This window comes from Streptomyces nidicola (assembly GCF_050106155.1).
Lineage (GTDB): Bacteria > Actinomycetota > Actinomycetes > Streptomycetales > Streptomycetaceae > Streptomyces.
Genome location: NZ_JBNBPI010000001.1, coordinates 1047635 through 1069097, shown reverse-complemented (window position 1 = coordinate 1069097; position 21463 = coordinate 1047635). Strand labels below are relative to the sequence as shown.

The 21463-nt window shown below is 71.8% G+C and carries 22 protein-coding genes; 13 read left to right on the top strand and 9 right to left on the bottom strand.

The annotated features are described in order from the left end of the window. Positions 1–202: 202 nt before the first annotated feature. Both ACOKM3_RS05015 and ACOKM3_RS05010 read right to left on the bottom strand, forming a co-directional pair. A complete protein-coding gene (locus tag ACOKM3_RS05015; protein WP_426897296.1) occupies positions 203–1213 on the bottom strand; it encodes an alpha/beta fold hydrolase in 1011 nt (336 codons plus the stop codon). Positions 1214–1411: 198 nt separating this feature from the next. Further along, positions 1412–1996, bottom strand: coding sequence for a TetR/AcrR family transcriptional regulator (locus tag ACOKM3_RS05010; protein ID WP_426897294.1), 585 nt, complete (start codon positions 1994–1996; stop codon positions 1412–1414). Between the two features lie 152 nt (positions 1997–2148). On the opposite strand from ACOKM3_RS05010, the gene ACOKM3_RS05005 reads away from it, so the two are divergent. Continuing rightward, positions 2149–3096, top strand: a complete 948-nt coding sequence (locus ACOKM3_RS05005; RefSeq protein ID WP_426906705.1) for an NmrA family NAD(P)-binding protein — start codon at positions 2149–2151, stop codon at positions 3094–3096. A 46-nt stretch (positions 3097–3142) separates the two neighbouring features. On the opposite strand, the gene ACOKM3_RS05000 is transcribed toward ACOKM3_RS05005, so the two are convergent. Next, the gene (locus tag ACOKM3_RS05000) at positions 3143–3712 is read right to left on the bottom strand and encodes a TetR/AcrR family transcriptional regulator (protein WP_426897292.1); all 570 of its coding nucleotides are present in this window, start codon (positions 3710–3712) and stop codon (positions 3143–3145) included. Between the two features lie 51 nt (positions 3713–3763). Here ACOKM3_RS05000 and ACOKM3_RS04995 point away from each other — a divergent pair, with 51 nt between their 5' ends. From ACOKM3_RS04995 to ACOKM3_RS04970, 6 genes are all read left to right on the top strand, one after another. Beyond that, entirely contained in the window at positions 3764–5251 is a 1488-nt protein-coding gene (locus ACOKM3_RS04995) for an MFS transporter (protein ID WP_426897290.1), read from the top strand. Positions 5252–5291: 40 nt separating this feature from the next. Next, positions 5292–6530: a Clp protease N-terminal domain-containing protein gene (locus ACOKM3_RS04990; RefSeq protein ID WP_426897288.1), complete on the top strand. Its 1239-nt coding sequence runs from the start codon at positions 5292–5294 to the stop codon at positions 6528–6530. 101 nt (positions 6531–6631) lie between these two features. Then, a complete protein-coding gene (locus ACOKM3_RS04985; RefSeq protein ID WP_426897286.1) occupies positions 6632–8017 on the top strand; it encodes a sensor histidine kinase in 1386 nt (461 codons plus the stop codon). Positions 8018–8021: 4 nt separating this feature from the next. Further along, the gene (locus ACOKM3_RS04980) at positions 8022–8666 is read left to right on the top strand and encodes a response regulator (protein ID WP_426897284.1); all 645 of its coding nucleotides are present in this window, start codon (positions 8022–8024) and stop codon (positions 8664–8666) included. Between the two features lie 227 nt (positions 8667–8893). After that, positions 8894–9376: a DUF5994 family protein gene (locus ACOKM3_RS04975; RefSeq protein ID WP_426897282.1), complete on the top strand. Its 483-nt coding sequence runs from the start codon at positions 8894–8896 to the stop codon at positions 9374–9376. A 5-nt stretch (positions 9377–9381) separates the two neighbouring features. Beyond that, positions 9382–9666, top strand: a complete 285-nt coding sequence (locus tag ACOKM3_RS04970) for a hypothetical protein (RefSeq protein ID WP_426906704.1) — start codon at positions 9382–9384, stop codon at positions 9664–9666. A 24-nt stretch (positions 9667–9690) separates the two neighbouring features. Here ACOKM3_RS04970 and ACOKM3_RS04965 read toward each other — a convergent pair whose 3' ends face one another. From ACOKM3_RS04965 to ACOKM3_RS04950, 4 genes are all read right to left on the bottom strand, one after another. Beyond that, positions 9691–11091 carry an MFS transporter gene (locus tag ACOKM3_RS04965; RefSeq protein WP_426897280.1) on the bottom strand — a complete coding sequence of 467 codons (1401 nt, stop codon included), beginning with the start codon at positions 11089–11091 and terminating at the stop codon, positions 9691–9693. Between the two features lie 63 nt (positions 11092–11154). After that, a complete protein-coding gene (locus tag ACOKM3_RS04960) occupies positions 11155–12108 on the bottom strand; it encodes a PDR/VanB family oxidoreductase (RefSeq protein ID WP_426897278.1) in 954 nt (317 codons plus the stop codon). Beyond that, positions 12105–12647: an aromatic-ring-hydroxylating dioxygenase subunit beta gene (locus ACOKM3_RS04955; protein WP_426897276.1), complete on the bottom strand. Its 543-nt coding sequence runs from the start codon at positions 12645–12647 to the stop codon at positions 12105–12107. The genes ACOKM3_RS04960 and ACOKM3_RS04955 overlap by 4 nt, the downstream gene beginning before the upstream one ends. Beyond that, positions 12640–13938, bottom strand: a complete 1299-nt coding sequence (locus ACOKM3_RS04950; RefSeq protein WP_426897274.1) for an aromatic ring-hydroxylating oxygenase subunit alpha — start codon at positions 13936–13938, stop codon at positions 12640–12642. The genes ACOKM3_RS04955 and ACOKM3_RS04950 overlap by 8 nt, the downstream gene beginning before the upstream one ends. Positions 13939–14097: 159 nt before the next feature. On the opposite strand from ACOKM3_RS04950, the gene ACOKM3_RS04945 reads away from it, so the two are divergent. Continuing rightward, positions 14098–14442, top strand: a complete 345-nt coding sequence (locus ACOKM3_RS04945; protein ID WP_426897272.1) for a hypothetical protein — start codon at positions 14098–14100, stop codon at positions 14440–14442. Further along, the gene (locus tag ACOKM3_RS04940) at positions 14439–15701 is read left to right on the top strand and encodes an amidase (protein WP_426897270.1); all 1263 of its coding nucleotides are present in this window, start codon (positions 14439–14441) and stop codon (positions 15699–15701) included. Before ACOKM3_RS04945 ends, ACOKM3_RS04940 begins: the two co-directional genes overlap by 4 nt. Positions 15702–15711: 10 nt before the next feature. On the opposite strand, the gene ACOKM3_RS04935 is transcribed toward ACOKM3_RS04940, so the two are convergent. Next, positions 15712–16308, bottom strand: coding sequence for a nuclear transport factor 2 family protein (locus tag ACOKM3_RS04935; RefSeq protein ID WP_426897268.1), 597 nt, complete (start codon positions 16306–16308; stop codon positions 15712–15714). A gap of 198 nt (positions 16309–16506) precedes the next feature. Between ACOKM3_RS04935 and ACOKM3_RS04930 the strand changes: the two genes are divergently transcribed. The 3 genes from ACOKM3_RS04930 (at position 16507) to ACOKM3_RS04920 (ending at position 19412) form a co-directional block, all read left to right on the top strand. Beyond that, the gene (locus tag ACOKM3_RS04930) at positions 16507–17373 is read left to right on the top strand and encodes an IclR family transcriptional regulator (RefSeq protein ID WP_426897266.1); all 867 of its coding nucleotides are present in this window, start codon (positions 16507–16509) and stop codon (positions 17371–17373) included. 84 nt (positions 17374–17457) lie between these two features. Then, on the top strand, positions 17458–18513 hold the full coding sequence (locus ACOKM3_RS04925; RefSeq protein ID WP_426897264.1) for a maleylacetate reductase: 1056 nt from the start codon (positions 17458–17460) through the stop codon (positions 18511–18513). Then, entirely contained in the window at positions 18510–19412 is a 903-nt protein-coding gene (locus ACOKM3_RS04920; RefSeq protein WP_426897262.1) for an intradiol ring-cleavage dioxygenase, read from the top strand. Before ACOKM3_RS04925 ends, ACOKM3_RS04920 begins: the two co-directional genes overlap by 4 nt. A 25-nt stretch (positions 19413–19437) precedes the next feature. Here ACOKM3_RS04920 and ACOKM3_RS04915 read toward each other — a convergent pair whose 3' ends face one another. Next, positions 19438–20391 (bottom strand): IclR family transcriptional regulator domain-containing protein, encoded by a 954-nt coding sequence (locus ACOKM3_RS04915; RefSeq protein ID WP_426897260.1) that lies wholly within the window; start codon positions 20389–20391, stop codon positions 19438–19440. Positions 20392–20594: 203 nt separating this feature from the next. Here ACOKM3_RS04915 and ACOKM3_RS04910 point away from each other — a divergent pair, with 203 nt between their 5' ends. After that, the gene (locus ACOKM3_RS04910; protein ID WP_426897258.1) at positions 20595–21401 is read left to right on the top strand and encodes an SDR family oxidoreductase; all 807 of its coding nucleotides are present in this window, start codon (positions 20595–20597) and stop codon (positions 21399–21401) included. Positions 21402–21463: the final 62 nt, after the last annotated feature.

Genomic DNA, 21463 nt, shown 5'->3' with positions numbered 1-21463 from the left:
GAGCCTGGCACAGCATCAGGGTGCCGGGCGAGGGTTTCGTGCAATGTACAGACGCCTTCGCCGTGTGCACTGTCCGCCATGGCGCGGCCTTGTGAGGATGGGTGCCTGCGGATCTTCTCCTGCGATGGAGGCAAGGAGGCGAACCGCCGCCAAATGCCGTGGTGCGGGGGCCGGTCGGCGGGTCCCCGCACCACGGTCGGCCTCACGTCGCGCTGCGTTCGCTCGCCTCGCGGTACTCGCGTTCCACGCCCCGTGTGTACGGGTCCTCCGGGCGTCCTGTGCGCAGGAGTTCGCGCCACTGCTCGATGCTCCAGTCGCCGGGTGTGGTGGTGGCGATGAACTCCTGCAGGAGCCGGACGAACCGTGCCGGGTCGGCGTGGTGCGGGAAGTGCCCTGCGCCCGGGAAGATCTCCAGGCGGCTGCCGGGCATCGCCGCGTGCGCGGTGTGGGCGTGGTCCACGGGCAGCACGCTGTCGCGGTCGCCCCAGACGAGGAGGGTGGGTATGCCCTGGGCCAGATAGCAGCGGTCCAGCATCGTGACCACCTGGCCGCGCCAGTCGACGACGGCCCGCAGCGTACGGGTGAAGGCGTTGCGGGAGTTCTGGTCGGGCAGGGCGTCGACCAGGTTGACGAGGTCGACCGCGTCCACGCCGAGTCCGGTGTCGAGGAGTTGGAGGGCGCGGATGAACGCGGCGATCGGCAACTGGGCGCCGGGCACCTTCAGCAGGCCGAGGGCGAGCCCCGCGCCGGGCAGGGTCGCGGCCCTCAGCACCGGAGTCACCTGGCGCCCGACCCCGCCGGTGGAGATCAGCACGAGCCGGTCGACCCGCTCGGGGAACTGGTACGCGAACTGCATCGCGACCCCGCCACCGAAGGAGTGCCCGACAAGGGTGACCCGTTCGATACCGAGCACGCCGAGGAGATCGCGCAGGCCGTTCGCGTACGCGGCGACCGAGTAGTCGGCGCGCGGCTTCGCCGAGTGGCCGTGGCCGAGCAGGTCGGGGGCGATGACGGTGTGCCGGCGCGCGAGGGCGGCGAAGCAGTCCTCCCAGTGCGCGGAGGACGCCCCGACGCCGTGGATGAGCAGAACGGCCGGGCCCTCACCGGCGATTCGATAGGCGCGCCGGTAGCCGTGGACGGTGGAGAAGGTGAGCGCGCTGCCGGTCTCCGGCGCACGGGCGGCCGAGCCGCGGATCGGGATGACGTGCGCCATGGTCGTTCTCCCAGCGAGCGGTTCTCCGCAGGGGTGCGGGATCCCGGTGTCGTGTCCGGGGTCGGTGTGCCGAGTCTACGAAGCGCGGTGCGGCGGAGGGTTTCGTGCCGGTTGCGGGTGGATTCCGTTCCTGGGGTGGGCCGACTGCCGGTCGGACGGTGGGCCTTCCGGTAGGGCCGGCCCGTTCCGGGTGAGTGGTCAGCCGCGTTCCGGGCTGATTCCCGCCACCGTCAGCGCGAGCAGTGCCTCGGCGCGGGCCGTGGGCTCGGGGTGGTGTTCCGTGGCGAGGGCGAGGCCGACGGCCAGGGTGATCAGGTCCTCGACCGTGGTCCGGGGCGCCACCGCGCCCTCCCGCGCGGCGCTCCGCAGCAGCGGCTCGCCCGCCTCGATCAGCGCCGCCGCGCAGGAGTTGCCCCCGAGCGGGTCGTGCCCCTCGTCGTACGAGAGGGCTGCCGCAAGGCCGCGCGCGGTGACGCAGTAGGCGACCACCTCGCCGAGCCACTCCAGCAGTGCCTTCCGGCCTTCGCCGGCACGGTTGTTGCTCTTTCGGTCGGCCAGTTCGCGTGCCCGTGCGCACAGCGCCTCGATCCGCTGCTGGGAGACCGCCTCCAGCAGCGCCCGCCGGGTCGGGAAGTGTCTGCGTACGGTCGCCGAGCCGACCCCGGCCACGCGTGCGATCTGCTCCAGCGAGGCGTCCGCGCCCTTCGCGGCGACCTCCTCCTCGGCCACGGCGAGGATCCGCTCGTAGTTGCGCCGGGCGTCGGCGCGCTGCCGCTCGACCATGTCATCAGCTCCAGGATTGCTAAGTGGCGGGGCCCGCCATATCGTAGCCGAACATAAGTGGCGGGCCCCGCCATTTTCCTTGGCCGACGTCTGTCGACGGACGGACGGCCGTATGTCGAAGGAGTCCCCTCATGTCCACTCCGCCTATCGATATGTCCACTCCGCCTGTCGATCCGACGCCGTCCCACGCCCAAGCCCACGCCCCCGTGCTCGTCACCGGTGCCACCGGGCGTCAGGGCGGCGCCACCGCCCGTGCCCTGCTCTCCGCGGGCGTTCCCGTACGCGCCCTGGTCCGGGACCCCGACACCGACCGGGGTCGCGCCGTCGCCGCGCTCGGTGTCCAGCTCGTCACCGGGGATCTTCTGGACCGCGCCTCCGTGACGCGTGCCGCCGAGGGGGCCCGCGCCGTCTTCTCCGTTCAGATGCCCCTCTTCACCGCCGAGGGCGCCGACTTCGACAACGAGCTGGCCCAGGCGACCAACCTCGTCGAAGGCGCCCGGTCGGCCGGGGTGGAGCAGTTCGTGCACACCTCCGTCGCCGGCGCGGGGCAGCACACCGAGGCCCCCGGCTGGGCCGAGGGGCACTGGGACTTCATGGCTCCGGCCCTCGACACCAAGGCCGCTGTCCAGGACCTGGTCCGCAGGGCCGGCTTCCCGCGCTGGACCCTGATCAAGCCGGGCTTCTTCATGGACAACCTGCTCCCGTCCATGGCCTATCTCTTCCCGAACGGCATCGACGGCGGCCTGATCACCCTCATCAAGGCCGACACCCGGCTCTCCCTCACCGCGGTCGCGGACATCGGCACCGCGGCCGCCGCGGCCTTCGCGGACCCGGACCGTTTCCACGAGGTGGAGCTCGAACTGGCCAGTGAGTACCGGTCGATGGCGGAAATCGCCGAGGTCCTCAGTCGTGTGCTGGGCAAGAGCATCACCGTGCCTGACCTGACCCTGGAGCAGGCCCTCGCGGCCGGAATGCCTCCCATGGGTGCCTCCGGTGCGTGGATGAACGCCGCGGGTCAGCCGGGCCGCCCGGAGTTCGCACGTGCGCTGGGCCTGCCGCTGACGCGCTTCGAGGACTGGGCGAGGGAGAACCTGCGTTAGGGCCTGATCCGAACGGCGGGCCCTGAGCGCTTGGAGTGGGCGACCGTCAGCGCAGCAGGCGGTCGACCAGGCCGTCCAGGTACTCCGGGGTGAGCGGGCCCGCGCCGAACAGGACGCGGATGTACATCGGCGCCATGACGTGGTCGAGGACGTCCAGCGCGTCGAGGGACCGCTCACCCCGCTCGCGCGCCCGGTCGAGCATGGACTGCATCTGCCGGGCGCGTTCGCCGAGGAATTCGTCGCGCAGGCGCACGCCCTCGGGTCCCGAGCCGGACAGGGCGACGGTCAGGCGGAGCACGGCGAGACCGTCGGGTCCGGTGATCTCCTGCGCCACCTGGGCCGCGTAGGCGCGCAGGTCGCCGGCGAGGTCCCCGGTGTCGGGCATCGGTGATCGCGCGTTGAGGCGGGTCAGCGTCACGTCAGTGAGCAGCTCTTCGAGGCTGCCCCAGCGGCGGTAGACGGTGGTGTCGGCAACTCCCGCGCGGGCCGCGACCTCGCTGACGGTGAATCCGCCGTAACCGCGTTCTCCCACCAGGTCGGTGACGGCCTGATGCACCGCCGCGCCGACGCGGGCGCTGCGTCCGCCGGGCCGCCGGGTGCGCTGTTGTTCGTCCATGCATCCCACCTTAACGCAGCTCGTACTTGCGTTTACGTATCGGGCTGCTCTATGGTCCCGCTTAATGCAGTCGTTGGCTGCATTAAGCGAGTGGGAGGGGACGTCATGCTCGTGGTGACCTGTCTGGGGCAGTTCATGGTGCTGCTCGACAACACGATCGTCGGCGCGGCACTGCCCGACATGCAGCACCGCCTGGGTGCTGATCTGACCGGCCTGCAATGGATCGTCGACGCGTACGTCCTGCTGGTGGCCATGCTGCTGCTGTCCGGCGGAGTCTTCGCCGACCGCTTCGGCCGCAAGCGCGTGTACCTGAGCGGTGTCGCGGTGTTCACCGCCGCGTCCGTGCTGTGCAGCGTCGCCCCCTCGGTCGGCTGGCTGGTGGCCGGGCGGGTGCTGCAAGGGATCGGGGCCGCGGCGCTGAGCCCCGCCTCGCTCGCCCTCCTGGTGGCCGCACATTCCGCCCCGAAGGAGCGGGTCAGGGCGATCGGGCTGTGGGCGGGGCTCAGCGGCATCGGCCTGGCCGCCGGGCCCGTGGCCGGAGGCGCCCTTACGCAGGCGTTCGGCTGGCCCGCGATCTTCCTGGTCAACGTGCCCATCGGCATGGTCCTGCTGGTGGCCGGCCGGCGCGTCCTGAAGGAGTCCCGCACCCCGGAGCCCGGCGCCCTCGATGTCCCGGGCACGATCCTGTCCGTCCTCGGGGTCGGCGCCCTGTCCTACGCCCTGATCGAAGGCGGCTCGCGCGGCTGGACCTCGCCGGTCATCCTCGGTGGCTTCGCGGCGGCGGCCGTCCTACTCGTCGCGTTCGTGGCCGTGGAACGGCGGCACCCCGCACCGATGCTGCCGCTCGGCCTGTTCCGTCAGCGGCTGTTCACCGTCTCCAACTCCGCAATGGTCGTGGTGGGGTTCGCGCTCATGGGGTCGTCGTTCTTCTTCTCGCAGTTCTTCGTGTACGTCCAGGGCAGCTCGATCATGATGGCCGGACTGCAGACCCTGCCCGGCACGCTCGCCATGGTCGTCGTCAGCCCCTTCGCTGGCCGCCTCGCCGCCAAGTACGGCTACCGGTCCGTCGTCACCGGCGGCCTGGTGCTGGCCGGGCTCGGGCTCGTCACGCTGGGCGGGGTGCACGCCGACACCGGTTACGCGAACGTGTGGTGGCGGCTCGCCATGGTCGGCATCGGCTTCGCCCTGACCATGTCCCCGCTGACCGGCGCCGCCATCCAGGCGGTCGACCCGCGGGAGGGCGGCCTCGCCTCGGGCATCAGCAGCACCACGCGGCAGATCGGCGCGGTGCTCGGCGTGGCGGTGCTCGGGGCCGTGGTCCGTGCCTTGCAGTCCGGCGGTGCCTCCTTCGAGGCGGGTCTGGAGGGCGCCTTCGTCGTGGCCGGAGCCGTCACCCTGGCCGCCGCCGTGTGCACCGGGCTGTGGCTGGTGAGCACCCGGGCGACGCCCGCGGCTGCGCCCGGTCGGCCCGGAGGCCTGGACGGTCGGCCCGGAAGCCTGGACGGTCGGCCGACGCGGGGCCGCGCAACGCGGAGCTAGCTTTCTTCCCGGCAGGTGACACCACGGAGAGGGAGCCACGATGGATCAGCGAACGTCCGACCACGACACCGGTCTGGCCACCGAGTTCGAGAAGGACGTCGTCAAGCTGCTGCTGGAGGCGATGCGCGCGGTGGCCGAGCAGGAGCGCGAGGACCTCGGTACGGAGAGCGTGCTGTACGCGCTCGTGTCGGGTGACTCGGCCGCGGGATCCGCGATCGCCCCCGGGGTGAGGGCATCCGGCTCGCTCGGCGGATCGATCGGGTGCCGGGGGACTTCCGTGTGGGTGAGTGACGACGCGGGGGACGGGGTGGCGGAAACCCCGGACGACGAGCGGGAGATCGATGCCTTGTGGCGGGAGGTCCGGCACGAGGAGGCCAAGCGGCGGCGTCGGGAGATCCGGAAGAAGGGGAAGAAGGGGCAGCAGGGGGAGGGGCCGGGGAGTGTTGAACTCCCGCCCATGACCGGTGCGTTGCGGTCTTGTCTGCGCGAGGCGCTGGAGGCCGCGCGGGAGGAGGGCATCGTTTCGGTGCGTGTCCGCCATGTGGCACGTGCTCTGGTCGAGGTGCCCGGGACGCGTGCCCGCGAGGCCATGGTGGTGGAGAAGGTGGATGTCCCGGCTGCCGCGACCGCGCTCGATGCGCTGCGGGGGAGCGACGAACTGCCGGAGCCCACCGCGGTGTTCATCCTGCGCAAGGCGGGGACGTTCGGGAAGAGCGGTAATCCGCTGACCCGGAAGTTCGCCACCTGGGTCTTCGGGGGCGGTGCCGGGTTCGGTTCCGCGGTCGTGGGCGCGGTGCGCTCGGAGGCGCCGCGGGTCGCGGTGCGGCGCGGGGAGTCGCAGATGCGGGCCGTGGACACGCTGCTGGGCATCCTGGCGCTGGACCGGTCGTTGCGCGTCGCGGGGCAAGAGCTGCCCGAGAAGTTGCGGGGGGCGAACCGAGGGGCGGAACTCCTGCGCCGACACGGTGCCCGGCAGGAGGCCGTCGCCCGGGTGCTGTTGCCCACCACCGGCGTCGCGGAGGGGGAGCCCGCGGAGGTGCGCGGACCCGCCGAGTTCGAACGGCGGCTTCTGCACGTCGCGCAGTTCACCGCCTCCGATCAGGGCTCGCCCACGGTCGGCACGACCCATCTGCTGGCCGCGCTGCTGGACAAGGCAGGGACGGACGCGGAGTCCGCGGCGGAGATCGAGCGGGTGCTGACCGAGAGCGGCGTGGACGTCGACGGGCTGCGGGCGGAGCTGGAGCTCCGGGTACCGGGAGCGGTGGACCCCGTCCGCTGAGGCCACCTCCCGCTGAGGTCACCGCCCACTCACGCCCCGATGGCCCGGCAACGCATATGACACGATCGGCCGTTGAGGACGGATTCCGCACGGAGGAAACGATGAACCCGGTAGCGCGCCCGTGGATGCGGATACGCCGCGAGGCCGCCGCCATCCGGAACGCGGTGCGAGGCGCACCCCGGCGGACGGTCGTGATCGAGTCCGTGCTCGCCGGCCTGGTCATGGTGTGTTCGCTGGTACCGGTTCCCCTGATCCCGCCGGCCCACCCGCTGCCGGTGGCGCTCGTCGGTGTGTGGGCGGCGCTGATCGTGCCCGCGCGGCGCAGGTACCCGACGTTCGCGATCCTGGGCTGCATGCCGGTGGTCGCCGGGGAGAACGTGTGGGCGACGGTGGTCGTGCCGTGTGTCGTGTGGTCCGCCGTACGCCGCATCACCTCCGCGCGGCGGGCCTGGACGGCGGTCGGGGCGAGCGCCGTCGGCGCCGTGGTCCTGTCGATCGCAGCCCAATCCCGAAGCGGGCTCCCGACGTTGCCGTATCTGGTCACCGGCGCCGGACTGGCCGCGCTGTTCGTCCTGCTGCCCGCGCTGTCCGGCAGGGTGCTTGGGCACCGCCGCCCGCTGAAGGGGCTGCTGCGCGAGCGCAACGCCTATCTCGAACAGGCCCGCTTCCTCACCGACGAGGCGGCCCGCATGGAGGAACGCGCGCGCATCGCCGCCGAGATGCACGATCTGCTCGGCCACCGGATCGGCCTCATCTCGGTGCACGCCGGAGCCCTCCAGCTCGCCGCCGAACGCCACGCACCCCCGCTGGCCCCGCAGGCCGAACTGCTGCACACGACCGCCGGAACGGCCATGGACGAGCTGCGGGGCATCCTCGGCATCCTCCGTCACCAGTCCGGCGAGGACATCGGCGAGCGGGGGACCCGCGAGTCCCTCTCGGCGCTCGTCGAGGACTCACGGAACGCGGGCACTGACGTCGAACTGCACTGGAACGCCCCCGAGTTGACGGAGGTGGACGCCCGCACCCGGCAGGCCGTCCACCGTGTCACCCGCGAGGGACTCACCAACGCGCTGAAGCACGCGCCCGGCGCGCCAGTCCGTGTGACGTACCAGGACGAAGGGGAGACGGTGGTGGTCGCCGTCCTCAACGACTCCCCGCCGAAGCCCCGTTCACCCGGGGCCGGGAACCGCAGTGGCCTCGTCGGCCTCCATGAAAGGGTCAGCCTGCTCGGCGGCACCCTGCACGCCGGGCCGCGCCCGGAGGGCGGCTTCGCCCTCTCCGCGCGAATACCCGTCCGGCCGAACGTGCAGCCTGCGTACGCCACTTGGCCGAAGCCGCTGTCCGACGGCGCCGGCTCCCGGCCCCCGCTGTCCACGGAGGTCCTCACCTGGCCCCGCATCGTGGGAGGCGGCTGCGCGGCGCTGCTGGTGCTGTTGCCGACGATCGGCGGCGCCATCGCCCTGTTGATCATGGCCGTTCTACAATGAGGCGATGATCCGAGTCCTGATCGCCGACGACGAGGCGTTGATGCGTACCGGCGTCCGGCTGGTCCTGGAGCACGACGACGAGATCCGTGTCGTTGCCGAGGCGCAGGACGCCCGTGAGGCCGTCGATGCCTGCCGCGTCCATGCCGTCGACGTCGCCCTCCTCGACATCCGCATGCCCGGGGACGGCATCACCGCCGTCGCCGGGATCGCCCGGCAGTCGCCCCGCACCCGCGCGGTGATGCTGACGGCCTTCGGCGAGGAACCGACCGTAACCAGCGCCCTGCGCGCCGGAGCCCACGGCTACCTCCTCAAGGACACAGGACCCCGCGCGCTCATCGACGCCGTACGCCGCGCCGCCGCCGGGGAACCCGTCCTCGCCCCGCAGGTCACCCGCCAACTCGTCGACTTCCGGACCCGGATGGGCCACAGCGGCGACGCGGCAGCAGGACGGATCGCGGACCTGACGCCGGCCGAACGGGACATCCTGCGGCTCCTGGGCACCGGCCTCTCCAACGTCGAGATCGCCACCCAGCTGCACCTGAGCTCCGGCACGGTCAAGGCCCACATCAGCAGCATCCTCACCCGCACCGACTGCACCAACCGCGTCCAGGCCGCGGTGCTGGCCCAGGAGGCGGGCCTGCTCGGCTGACACGGCGCCCACAGCCCGCCCACTCACCCGCTCACTCATCCACCCACCCGCACACCTGCGCCACGAAAGCGGAACGGCCCTCGACGGGCCGGGCCACCGAATGCGCCCGCAGGAGTACGGTGGAGGCACCGAGGGCATTTCGTACTCCGGCAGCCACGCGGGTCTCGTCCTCGGTGATCGGATACATCGGGGCGGCCCCCGCGTCGCTCCGGAGACGGGTTCGCATCGTGATCGCGATCATCCCGCCCACCCGCACCACTCCACCCTCACCCTCCCGGCCGACCGGCGCCCGCGTCGCGCTGAGGTCCCCGGCGAGCCGCGGCCTGCTGGACGGCGCCTGGTGGCCGCACTCGCGCGACCTGACCGTCGAGCTCCCCGAACTCGTGGACGTACTCGATCCGTCGTGGGGCCGGATCACGCGTATCGCCGTGAATCCGATGCTCTGGCCCGTCGTCCCGCGCAAGGTGACCGTCGGCCGGCGCGTGGTGAAGACCGGCTGGTTCACCCCCGAACTCGACCCGCACACACTGCTGTTGCTGTCCTACGGCACCCGCCGCTTCGATCTCCTGGTGATTCCGCCCGAGACGACTGCCGGCCGCGCGGACCGGCTCATGGTCGCCGCCTGCGCCCCGGACGGTCCGCGGCTGAGCGCCACGGATCTCGTGGCGGCCGAAACCGCGCGCCCCGGCCCCACGGTGGCGGGGCGGTGACGGCCATGGACGCCCTGCTCACCACGGTCGCCCTTCTGGTGCTGATCGCCATGGGCGCCTGCCTGATCCATCGTCTCAACGCCCAGCACGCCGAAAGGATCGCCTTGCGCACCTACCGCCGCTTCCTGCCCGGCCGCCGGACTCCCGGCGAACCGACAGGCGCCGGAACCCTGCCCGCCCAGCCGCCACCGACCGTCCCGGCCGACCGGCACGACCATCGCGACGGCGGCCGCGGCCGGTTCCGGGCACGCCGCCGCCACGACCGTTCCACGCACAAGCAGTCCCACTGAGCCGTACCGCGTCGAGGCATCCGACTACGGGACGTCGGCCGCGTCCGGCGCCTTGGTCGGTGGCGCGGTGGCGGTCCGCTCCGGGTGTGGACGGCGCAGCACCCGGGGCGCCGTCTCCGGCAGGGCCGCCAGACACACCACGGAGAGGAGACAGGTGCCGGCGAGGTAATAGCCGACGTTCATCGCGTCTCCGGTCGCGGCGACGATCCGGTTCGCGACCAGCGGGGAGATGCCGCCGCCGAGGACCGCCCCGAGGTGGAAGGCGATGCCCATCCCGGACTGCCGCTGGTCGCGGGGGAAGAGCTCGGTGAAGAAGGTGTACATCGGGCCGAACAGCAGCCCGGTCGTCGCGAAGCCGAGCATCAGCGCGCCGGTGAGGGCCCCGATGGAGCCCGTCCCGGCGATGGGGAAGATGACCAGCACCGCCACCAGCGACGAGAGCGCTCCGGTGAACATGACCGGCCGCCGGCCGTACCGGTCCGATGCCCAGGCCCCGAGGACGTTGCTGGCCGCGTGGACCAGCAGGCCGAGCGTGCTGGCGTTGACCACCTCCTGCCGGGGCAGCCCGAGACCGTCGGGCGCCGCCGATGTCGCGTAGGACATCATGAAGGTGACCAGCGCGAACGTGCAGGAGTTCAGGCCGATGTTCACACCCGCGGCCAGCAGCACCCGCCGCCAGTTCGAGCGGAAGACATCGGCCACCGGGCGCCGGGTCTTGAGTGTCTCGCCCTCCTCGCGGACCATCTGCTGGAACACCGGGCTCTCCGCCACGCCCCGGCGGATCCATATACCGATGACGATGGCGACGCCTCCGGCGAGGAAGGGCAGCCGCCAGCCCCATGACTCGACGCTGGAGTCCGGCAGGAAGAGCACGGCGGCGAACGCCAGGTTGGCGAGGATCGTCCCGAACGGCGAGCCGAGCGCGACGAACACGCCGTACCTGGCCCGCTTCTCATCGGGGGCGTGCTCGATGGCCAGGGCGGCGGCGCCACCGGTCTCGCCGCCGCGGAACAGGCCGTGTGCCATCCGCAGGACGACCAGGAGCAGCGGCGCCGCGACACCGATCTGGGCGTAGGTCGGCAGCAGACCCATCAGGACGGTCGCGGCGCCCATGCCGATGAAGGTGAGCAGAAGCGCGAAGCGCCGCCCGTACCGGTCCCCGAGCCAGCCGAACCCGGCCGCGCCGAGCGGGGCCATCAGGAAGCCGATGGCGAAGGTCGCGAGGCCGAGGAAGGTGCCGAACCAGGCGTCGTCGGTCCGGAAGAAGGTGTCGGTGAGGACGAGCGTGGTCGCCGTCCCGTAGATGGCGAAGTCGTAGAACTCCAGGGAGGTGCCCACGCCACTGGCCATGGCGATGCGGACGATGCCGGTGCGGGGCGGCCGTGGCGCGGTCGGTGTGTCCGCCGCCGATATCTGCTCGGTCATGTGTCTACCTCGGTGCCTGTGAGGGGAGTTTCGGCACGTGGTCAAAGGGTGGTGTGCCGCCGGTCAGTACAACTCGATACGGAGCCGGTCGGAGCGCGCCCGCGAGACGCAGAGCGCGATCTCCGTGCCTGCCGCGTGCTCGGCGGCCGACAGGCAGTGGTCGCGGTGGTCCGCGGTGCCTTCCAGGAGGCCCGAGACGCACGAACCGCAGATGCCCTCCTCGCAGGACTTGCCGACCGGGATGCCCGCCTCTTCGAGCACGGAGAGGATCGACCGGTCCGCGGGGACCTCGAACTCCTCGCCGGTGTCGAGTTCCACCGTGAACGGTGTGTTGTCCGAGGCGTCGACCGGCTCCGCCGAGAAGTGCTCGACATGGACCTGCGCCTCGCCCACGACCGGGGCGAAGACCGCGGTGACCTGATCCATGAAGCCGACCGGGCCGCAGGTGTAGACGTGGCTGTCGGAGGTCAGGGGTGCGGTCAACGGGGCCAGGATGTCCGGGTGTTCGGCCCGTGGCCGGCCGATGTGGAGAGTGACCCGGTCGCGGAATTCGGCGCGGCGTTCCAGCAGGTCGCCGAAGGCGAGTTCGGCTCGTGAGCGTACGAAGTAGTGCAGCGCGAAGTCGGCGCCCCGGCGGTGGAGTTCGTAGGCCATGCTCAGCAGCGGCGTGACGCCGATGCCGCCGGCGACCAGCAGATGCCGGTCGGCCGCGTCGGCGATGCCCAGCAGGTTCCGCGGCGGGCCGATCGTCAACTCGTCGCCGACCGCCGTCCGGTGGAGCGCGGCCGAGCCGCCCCGGGACTCCGCCTCCCGCTTCACGGCGATGAGGACGGACGAGCGGTCGGCCGGGTCACCCGCCAGCGAGTACTGACGCAGGACCCCGGTCGGACCTGTCACGTCGATGTGCGCGCCGGCGGCGAAGGGGCCGAACGCGGCGCCGTCGGCCCTGCGCAGCCGCAGGGAGCGGACCGCCGTGCTCTCCTCCACGATCTCGGAGACCTGGACGGCGACGCTCACAGCAGGAACCCCGCGGCGGGTACGGCGTCCTCGGCGTCCACGAGGCGGATCACCTTGCGCACGATCCGGTCCTCGGACCGGTCCGCACCGAACCGGACCGTGAACTCGACGTCCCCGGCCCACAGTTGGTGACGTCCCCGCTTGTAGGCGACGAGGACCTGGGCGGCGCGCAACGACACCGAACCGTCGGTCGTCTCCACGGGCACGAAGCGTGACACGGTGCGCGCGGTCCTGGCCGAGTCGACCGCCGCGATGGCGTACCCCTCGGTGAGGCGCGCCACGCGCATGGCCCGCATCCGGGCGTCGTCGTAGACCATGTTCAGCTGGTCGTCGAAGTCCTCGGTGGTGGGATCGAGCGGGATGACGTAGATGCCGTCCTCGGCGTAGAGCTCGTTCCAGGCCCGGTACTCCTTGCGGTCGAGCAAGTCGGCCTCGTGCCAGAGGAGTTCGATGGCCCGCACGACGCGCGGGTCGGAGAGGGTGGCCCCGGGGGCGCCGGTGTTCGTGATGGCGGTGGTCGTGGTGGACGTGTCAGCCATTGCTCATCATCTTCTTCCACATCCGGTACGCGGCCCGCATACCGGTCTCGTCGGTGCTGTGCGAGGTGGCCCAGCCCTCGGGGGCGTCGGCCTCGCGCTTCAGGCCGCGGTTCACCATGATCGGCATCTCCGGGCAGGCCTGGGCGCCGCGCTGCACGCGGTCCCAGCCCTCGGCGTCGTCGGGGGTGCCGAAGCCGAAGGGACCCTGGAAGTGCTCGTGGATACGCAGGCGTTCACGGCGGATCGGGCCCGCGATCTCCTCCGGGGCGTCCACACCGAGCGCCACGTGCTCGATGATCGTCTCGTCGACGCTGACCGGACGCAGCACCCGGAAGAACGCCGAGGACAGGCCGACGTTGGGGAACAGGTTCAGGTTCGACCCGGTGCCGTGCATCGCGCGCACCAGCTTCCGGATCTGCGCCTCGTCCGCCCCGCTCTCCCTCAACTCGGCCACCAGGCCGTCGAATCGGGGCTGAAGGGGCTCGCTGCCGTCATCGGCGTCGAGGTCGATGTGCGCAGGCACCATGTGCATCACGCTGTGCCCGTTGCCGAGATCGTGGCAGGTGGACGCCGGGTCGGTCATAAAGCTCAGCATGTCGGCCGTCTCCCCGTCGACCGAGCTCATCCAGGAGCGGTGCACGATCGGGAAGTGGTAGCCGTCGGTGGTGTTCTCCAGCTGGATCTTCCAGTTGCCCCGGAACCGGAAGCGGTGGGTGCCGAGCACCTTGAGCGGATAGCCGCCGCCCTGCTTGAAGAACCGGTCGGCCCACAGCCGCACATCGCCGAGGAACTCCTCCAGCGGCTCCGCGTCCTGGTCGAAGGTGGCGAAGATCAGGCCGCGGTAGCTCTCGGTGCGCAGCTTGCGCAGGCCCATCTCGTCCTTGCTCATCACCCCCTCGTAACCGTCGGGGTAGGGGATGCCGCGCAGCCGCCCGTCCAGACCGTAGGACCAGGCGTGGTACGGGCAGGTGAAGCCGTTGGCCTCGCCGCGCGGCTTCTCGCACAGGCTGGCGCCGCGGTGCCGGCAGCGGTTGACGAGGGTGTGGACGGCGCCCTTGCGGTCCCTGGTGACGATCACCGAATTGCGGCCCACGTACGTGGACTTGAAGCTGCCCGGCTTGGGCAGCTCGCTCTCGTGCGCCACCCAGATCCAGGTCTTCTCGAAGATCTGCGTCATCTCGCGCTCGAAGATCTCAGGGTCGGTGTAGACCCGCGCGGCGACGCGGTCCTCCTGTACGAGATCGGACGGTTCCAGCTGATGAATGGTGGCTGGGGTGAAGTCGATGGTCATGCTGTTTTCCCCTCGCTGGTTCAAGGCCCAACGGGATGCTCGGCCATCGGGGGTGCCGATGCGACGGGTCGGACCGGTGAGTGGACCGACCAGGCGGAAGTGGCAGGGCGATGTGGTCGGATCCAGTGGCGGAGCACGGAAAGGGAGGAGTGGCGGAGCATGGAAAAGGAGGAGTGGCTGAGCATGAAGGAGAACGAGCCGGGCGACCGCGCCCCGCGGATGACCCTCACCTGCTACAACGACAACCACGGCTACGGCTGGAAACACGTCGACCTGTTCGTCCACGACGCGGCGGGGCACGAACTGAGCTGGGTGCACTGGGGTGTTGCCCAGGACGGCCCGGACGCGGCGGACGCGGAGACCGCCGTGGTCGAACCCGATCTGCGACGCACCTCCGACTGGCGCCACGGTGTGAGCGCGGGCGGCGTGGACTTCTGGGAGGCGGATGCGCAGTGGGCGGCCGAGGTACAGCGGGGGACCGACGCGCAGTGGAGGGAACAGTGAGTGACACCGTTCGACAGCCCTGGTCCCTGAGTGAACTCGTCGCCGATCTCAGGTCGGGGCGGACCACACCCGAGGCGGCCCTGCGGCGCAGCCGCGACCGTATCGAGCAGACCGAGGAGCGGGTACGTGCCTGGGTGGCCTTCGACGAAAGCCTCGCCGACACCCCCGCGGCCGTACGCACCGCCCCCCTGGGCGGCGTCCCGATGGGCGTCAAGGACATCATCGACCTGGCCGGGCTGCCCACCCGCTGCGGATCGGTGCTGCGCGCCGACGCCGGTCCCGCCGAGCGGGACGCCCCTGTCGTGGAGGCCTGGCGTGCGGCCGGGGCGATCCCCGTCGGCAAGACCGTGACCACGGAGTTCGCCTTCTTCGCGCCCGGCCCGACCCGCAACCCCGCCGACCTGAGCCACACGCCCGGCGGTTCCTCCAGCGGCTCGGCCGCGGCGGTCGCCTCCGGGCAGGTCCCGCTGGCCATCGGCTCCCAGACCGCGGGATCGGTGACACGCCCGGCCGCGTACTGCGGGGTCGCCTCGCTCGTCCTGAGCCACGGGCACCTGTCCACCGACGGCGTCGCCGGCCTCAGCCCCAGCCTCGACGCACATGGTGTGTACGCGGCCGGCGCCGCCGATGTGTCCCTCGCCTGGGCGGCCCTCACCGGCGAGCCGGACCCGGCCCGCGACGCGCACACCGCCCCACGGCTCGCGCTCTGGAACGCCGACCCCTTGGCGACCGTGTCCGACGACATGGGTGCGGCGCTCGCCTCCGCCGAGGCCCGGCTCACCGGACGCGGCGCGAAGATCGACGCCTTCCCGCTGGAGGCACTGATCGCCGAAGTGACCTCGGCCCACCCGGTGGTGATGGCCTACGAGGCGGCACGCGAACGCTCCGCCGAACTGGCGCGGGCCGACCGACTCAGCGCACCCCTGGCCGGGTTGCTCCGCACGGGCGCGGACACCCCGGAGTCCGACTACCGCGCCGCGTGCCGACTGGTCACCGCGGCACGTACTGAACTCGGCGCGCTCCTCACCCGGTACGACGCGGTGCTCGGCCCCGCCGCGCCCGGGGCTGCTCCGGAGGGGCTCGACGCCACCGGCGATCCCGTGCTCAGCCGCCCGTGGCAGGCCCTCGGTCTGCCCACGGTGGCCGTGCCGGGACTGCGCGACGCGGCAGGGCTGCCGCTCGGACTCCAGGTGATCGCGGGATCCGAGGCGGCAGCCCTGCGTGCCGCGGTCTGGGTGGAGCGGAACCTCAACAGCTGAGGGGAGTGGCTCAGGCGCCGGCGGCGTGCTCATTCGTGTGGTTCGTCCCCGGCGCCTTGAGCAGCACGGACCGCTTCGGATAGCTGCTGGCGAAGAACTCGGGCAGCTCGGCGATGGCGACGTTCTCGGTCCGGGTCCTGGTGATCTTCCATACGCCGTCGATCCTGCGGAACGCGTTGTTGAGCCGGCTGGCGCGGATCAGGGACTTGCCGTCCTCGAAGAGCCAGGGCTGGAAGTGGATCCACTGGCCGTCGGCCTCGTCCCCGTACACATGGATCTGCTCCGAGGTGAGCCAGTGGGCGTTCAGGAGCAGCTTCGGGTCCTGGTCCTGCGGCCAGAAGCGGTTGAAGTGCGCGCGGATCGCCGCCTTGCCCTCGGCCCGCCCGAACTGGCTGTCGTAGTACTCGCCGACGCCCTCCCAGATGGCGTCGTCGGAGTAGAGGTCGAGGATCAGCTCGATGCGCTGCTCGTCGCTGTCGACCCCGTACTCCGGGCACGGTGTGTCGCAAAGGAACATGTAACGGGCCTGAATACGGCGGATGTCCGCCTCGGCCTCGAGGACCTCGATGCGCTTGACCAGGCTGTCGATGGTGTCTTGGCTACTCATGGCGGCAGCCTCGCTGCCGCGCGCCCCGGACGGAACCGCTCGGTCCACTGGGTGGATCGGCGCCGCGTGACCGGGTGTCTCCCGGACGTCATCGGGCCGTCACAAGGGGGCCTGTTCGCGGCCGAAGGGGGGTTGCCAAGAGGTTCACGAACTTTGAACAATCACCCTTGGTCATCGGAATCGGCGAGGGGAAGCGGTATGCGCGCGAGCGCCCAGGCAGAACTCGACACCGCGGAGCAGCCCGCCCCGGAGGCCGGGCCCGCGGCCCCCGAGCCGCACATGAGCTCCGTGCTCGGCAAGGCGCACCTGGTGCTCGGAGCCTTCTCCTCCGGGTCGACCTGCCTCGGTCTGAGCGAGCTCAGCCGACGCTCCGGCGTGCCCAAGGCGACCGTGCACCGGCTCGGCACCGAGCTCGTCCAACTCGGCTATCTCAGCCGCACCCCGGACGGGTACCAGCTCGGCTGGCGCATCTTCGAGCTTGGCCGGCTGGTCCCCGGGCCGGCCCACCTACGGGCGGTCGCGCGGCCCGCGATGCTGGACCTGCGGGCCGCGACCCAGGCCGTGATCCACCTGGCCGTGCCGCACGGCACCGACTGCTGCTACCTGGAACGCCTCGGCGGCCGCCGGGAGGCCGCCGTCGTCGCTGCCGTGGGCTCGAACGTGTCCCGGCCGCTCACCGTCTCCGGGCGGGTCCTGCTGGCCTACAGCGACGACCAGGAGGACGTGATCGCCGAACTCGAGGCGCAGCGCGCCGACGGCCTCCCGTCCTCCGACCGGCTCGATCCGGCGGCGCTGCGCGCCGAGCTGGCCCAGATCCGCGCCCGCCGGTGGGCCCAGGAGCGGGAGTCGCGCATGCACGGGTACAAGAGCTTCGCCGTACCGATCATGTACTTCGGCGGTGACCGGATCATCGGCACGATCTCCGCGACGGTCCCGGCCGACCGCCGCGACGACCAGCAGCTGATCCACGCACTGTTGGCGACGGCGGCCGACATCGGCCGCGGCCTGTACCGGCAGAACTCCTCCCATACAGGCTCCGGGCCGTGGGTCGGCATGGCGGGCTGAGGGGCGGCGGGTGGCGGAGTCCGTCGGTCCGGCCACCGGACTGCCTCACTGCCCCGCTCCCTCGGCCCAGGCAGTATGGGCGGAATGAAGTTCGCACACGAAACCCCCGCGCAGCGCGCCGTGTTCGCGCCGGGGGAGGCCGTCCGCACCGTCGTCGACGAAGTGGCCCGGCTCGGATCGGGACGCGCCTTGATCATCGGCGGCCCCTCCGCCAGGGCCCTGACCACGGAGCTCGCCGAGCGCCTGACCGGGGCGCGCGTCCACGACGAGGTGGTCGAGCACGTCCCGGTCGAGGCCGCCGAGCGGGCCCGCGCGGTCGCGCACGAGCATGCCGCCGACGCCCTGGTGTGTGTCGGAGGGGGCTCGGCGACCGGTCTCGCCAAGGCCGTCGCCCTCACAACCGGGCTGCCGATCATCGCCGTCCCCACCACCTATGCGGGCTCGGAGGCGACCAACGTGTGGGGGCTGACCCGGGACGGCGTCAAGACCACCGGCGTGGACGCCGCGGTGCTCCCGGCCACCGTCGTCTACGACGCCTCGCTCCTGCTCACCCTCCCCGGCGAACTGGCGGTCGCCAGCGGCCTCAACGCGCTCGCCCACTGCGTCGACGCCATGTGGGGGCCCCGCGCCGACCCCATCGACCGGGCCATGGCACAAGAGGCGGCCCGGGCGCTGAGCGCCGGTCTGCCCGAAGTCGCCGCGCGCCCCGACCGGTTGGCGGGCCACGAGCAGATGCTCTACGGCGCCTACCTGGCCGCGGTCGTCTTCGCCTCCGCCGGATCCGGCCTGCACCACAAGATCTGCCATGTGCTGGGCGGCCGTTTCGACCTCCCGCACGCGCAGACCCACGCCGCCGTCCTGCCCCACGTCCTGGCCCTCAACGCGCCCCACGCCCCCGAGGCCGAACGCAGGATCGCCGCAGCGCTCGACGCACCCACCGCCACCGAGGGCCTGGCCGCCCTCTACGCCCGCCTGGACGCACCAACTCCGCTCAAGGACTTGGGCATGCCGGAGAGCGGCATCGCCGAAGCCGTGGAGCCCGTCCTCGCCGCCGTGCCGGAAGGCAACCCCGCCCCCGTGACCCGAGACCGGCTCAGCGCACTGCTGCGCGCGGCCTGGGAAGGAGACATCCCGCGATGACCACCCACCCGACCCGGACGGCGCCCGGCCCCGAACAGCAGAGCCGCGAGGCAGAACTCACCGACCGCGTCACGGCCTCCTTCGACGACTGCCCCGACCCCCGGCTGCGGGAGCTGATGAGCAGCCTCGTGCGTCATCTGCACGCCTGCATCCGCGAGGTCCGGCTCACGGAGGAGGAGTGGAACCGGGCCATCGAATTCCTCACCCGCTGCGGCGACATCACCGACGACCGCCGCCAGGAGTTCATCCTCCTGTCCGACGTCCTCGGCGCGTCCATGCAGACCGTCACCGTCAACAACGAGGCGTACGGCGACGCCACCGAGGCCACCGTCTTCGGCCCGTTCTTCGTGGCGGACTCGCCCGCCGTACCGCTCGGCGGCGACATCTCCGCCGGTGCGCCCGGGGAGCCCTGCTGGGTCGAGGGAACGGTCACCGACACGGCCGGCACACCACTGGCGGGGGCCCGGATCGAGGTGTGGGAGGCGGACGAGACCGGCCACTACGACGTCCAGTACGACGACCACCGGACCGCCGCGCGCGGCCATCTGGTCACCGACTCCCAGGGGCGGTTCCGCTTCTGGGCGGTCACTCCGACGCCGTACCCGATCCCGCACGACGGCCCGGTGGGGGAGCTGCTGGAGTCGGTGGGCCGCTCCCCGATGCGCGCCTCGCACCTGCACTTCAAGGTCAGCCACGAGGACGGCCGCACGCTCGTGACCCACATCTTCGTGCGGGGCGACGAACTCCTCGACTCCGACGCGGTGTTCGGCGTCCGGGACTCCCTGGTCAAGGACTTCGAGCAACAGCCCGCCGACACCCCGACCCCGGACGGCCGGACCGTCCGGGGCCCGTGGTCGCGGGCGCGCTTCGACATCGTCCTCGCGCCTGCGCAGGCCTGAAGGGCCGCTCGTCCCGTACGTGGTGTCAGCTCGCCTGCGCGAGTCCCAGTGCCACGTCGACGATCATGTCCTCCTGTCCGCCGACGAGGCCGCGCTTGCCGACCTCGACGAGGATGGTGCGGACGTCGACGCCGTAGCGTTCGGCCGCCGTCTCCGCGTGGCGCAGGAAGGAGCCGTAGACCCCGGCGTAGCCGAGCGTGAGGGTCTCCCGGTCGACGCGGACCGGGCGGTCCTGGAGCGGGCGTACCAGGTCGTCGGCCGCGTCCTGGAGGGCGAACAGATCGCAGCCGTGCTCCCAGCCGTTGAGGTCGGCCACCGCGATGAACGCCTCGATGGGGCAGTTGCCGGCGCCCGCGCCCTGGCTGGCGAGCGACGCGTCGACGCGGGTCACGCCCTCCTCGACCGCGACCATGGAGTTGGCGACGGAGAGGGAGAGGTTCTCGTGGGCGTGGATGCCGAGTTCGGTGGCCGGGTCGAGGACGTCTCGGTAGGCGCGCATCCGCTCGCGGACGCCGTCCATCATCAGACGGCCGCCTGCGTCGGCCAGCAGCACCTTTCCGATCGCCGTCGCGTGCAGCGGCATCCGCCCACCGAGCCGCGAGGGCGAGTCGGCCTGCTGGTGGCCGCCCATCTTGGCGACGTAGACGACCTCGGTGCCCTCGCGCGTGCCCAGGTGGACAAGTTCGTGGGTGCGTACGTAGAGGTCCTCAAGGAAGGGGGTGGCCACTTCGAGTAGCCCGCGCTCGACCGAGGCACGCATCCCCAGCTCGAAGACGAGCCCGGAAAGGCGGTAGCGCCCCTGAACGCGGTTCAGGAGCCGGGCCGCCACGAGATCACCGAGCACCCGGTGCAGGGTGCTCTTGGCGAAGTCCGTGCGCCGCTGCAGCTCGGCGAACCCGAGGGTGGTGTCCTCGACGGTGAAGGCCTGCAACACGGTGAGGGCCTTGGCCAGGACACCGCTGGGCGTGTCGTCGCTCAAGGTGCCTTCCTCCTTCCCAGGCCTCCGGAGGTTCCGGGTTGCTGTCCGGCTGCCACCTGATGGTGGCCCGTCAGCTCAATCTACGTGTGGGCGGGGTGGAAGGTGAGCGAGCGGCTCGGCCATCGGTGCCACGCCTGAGACCATGGCCGACGCGCACCACACCCCGGTCCGCGTACGCACCGAACCGCCCAGAGGAGACCGACATGGGAACCATCGCCGTCACCGGAGCCGCCTCCGGTATAGGTGCCGCCATCGCTGCCCGGCTCACCGAGGAGGGTCACCGTGTGATCGGCGTCGACCTGCGCGGCACCGACGTGGTGGCCGACCTCGGCACCGCGGAGGGGCGGAGCGCCGCGGCGGCCGAGGTCACCGGGCTCGCCGACGGACGGCTCGACGGATTCGTGCCGTTCGCCGGGGTCACCGGCGGCGCGGACCGGCCGGCGAGCCTGCTGGTCGCCGTCAACTACTACGGCGCCATCGGCCTGTTGGAGAAACTGCGCCCGGCTCTGTCGGCCGCAGGCGAGTCCTCCGTAGTCCTCGCCTCCTCCAACTCCACGACCACGCAGCCCGGTTGGAACCCGCGGCTCGCCGAGGCGTGCCTCGCGGGCGACGAGGAGGCGGCACGCGCGCTCGCCGACTCCCTGGGCGACGAGGGCGGCGTGCTCGCGTACCCGGCCACCAAGGCCGCGATCGCCCACTACACCCGTACCCGCGCGGCCGACTACATCGCGGACGGCATCCGCTTGAACGCCGTCGCGCCGGGATTCATCGACACCCCGATGACCCGGGCCGGCCGCAAGGACCCGCGGATCGCGTCGGGCATCGAGGCATTCCTGAAGGCGGTCCCGGCGGGACGGGCCGGCACCCCGGAGGAGGTCGCGGAGCTCGTGCTCTTCCTGCTGTCCACCAAGTCCCGTTACTGCGTCGGTACGTTGATGTACTGCGACGGCGGCCTCGACGCGCACCTGCGGGGGCTGGACTGGCCGAAGGTGTGGACGCCGGAGGGGTGAGGCGGGGGCCGGCCCGAGTCCCAGGTGTCGCCGCGGCCGAGCCGCACGTGTCCGGTGTGCGG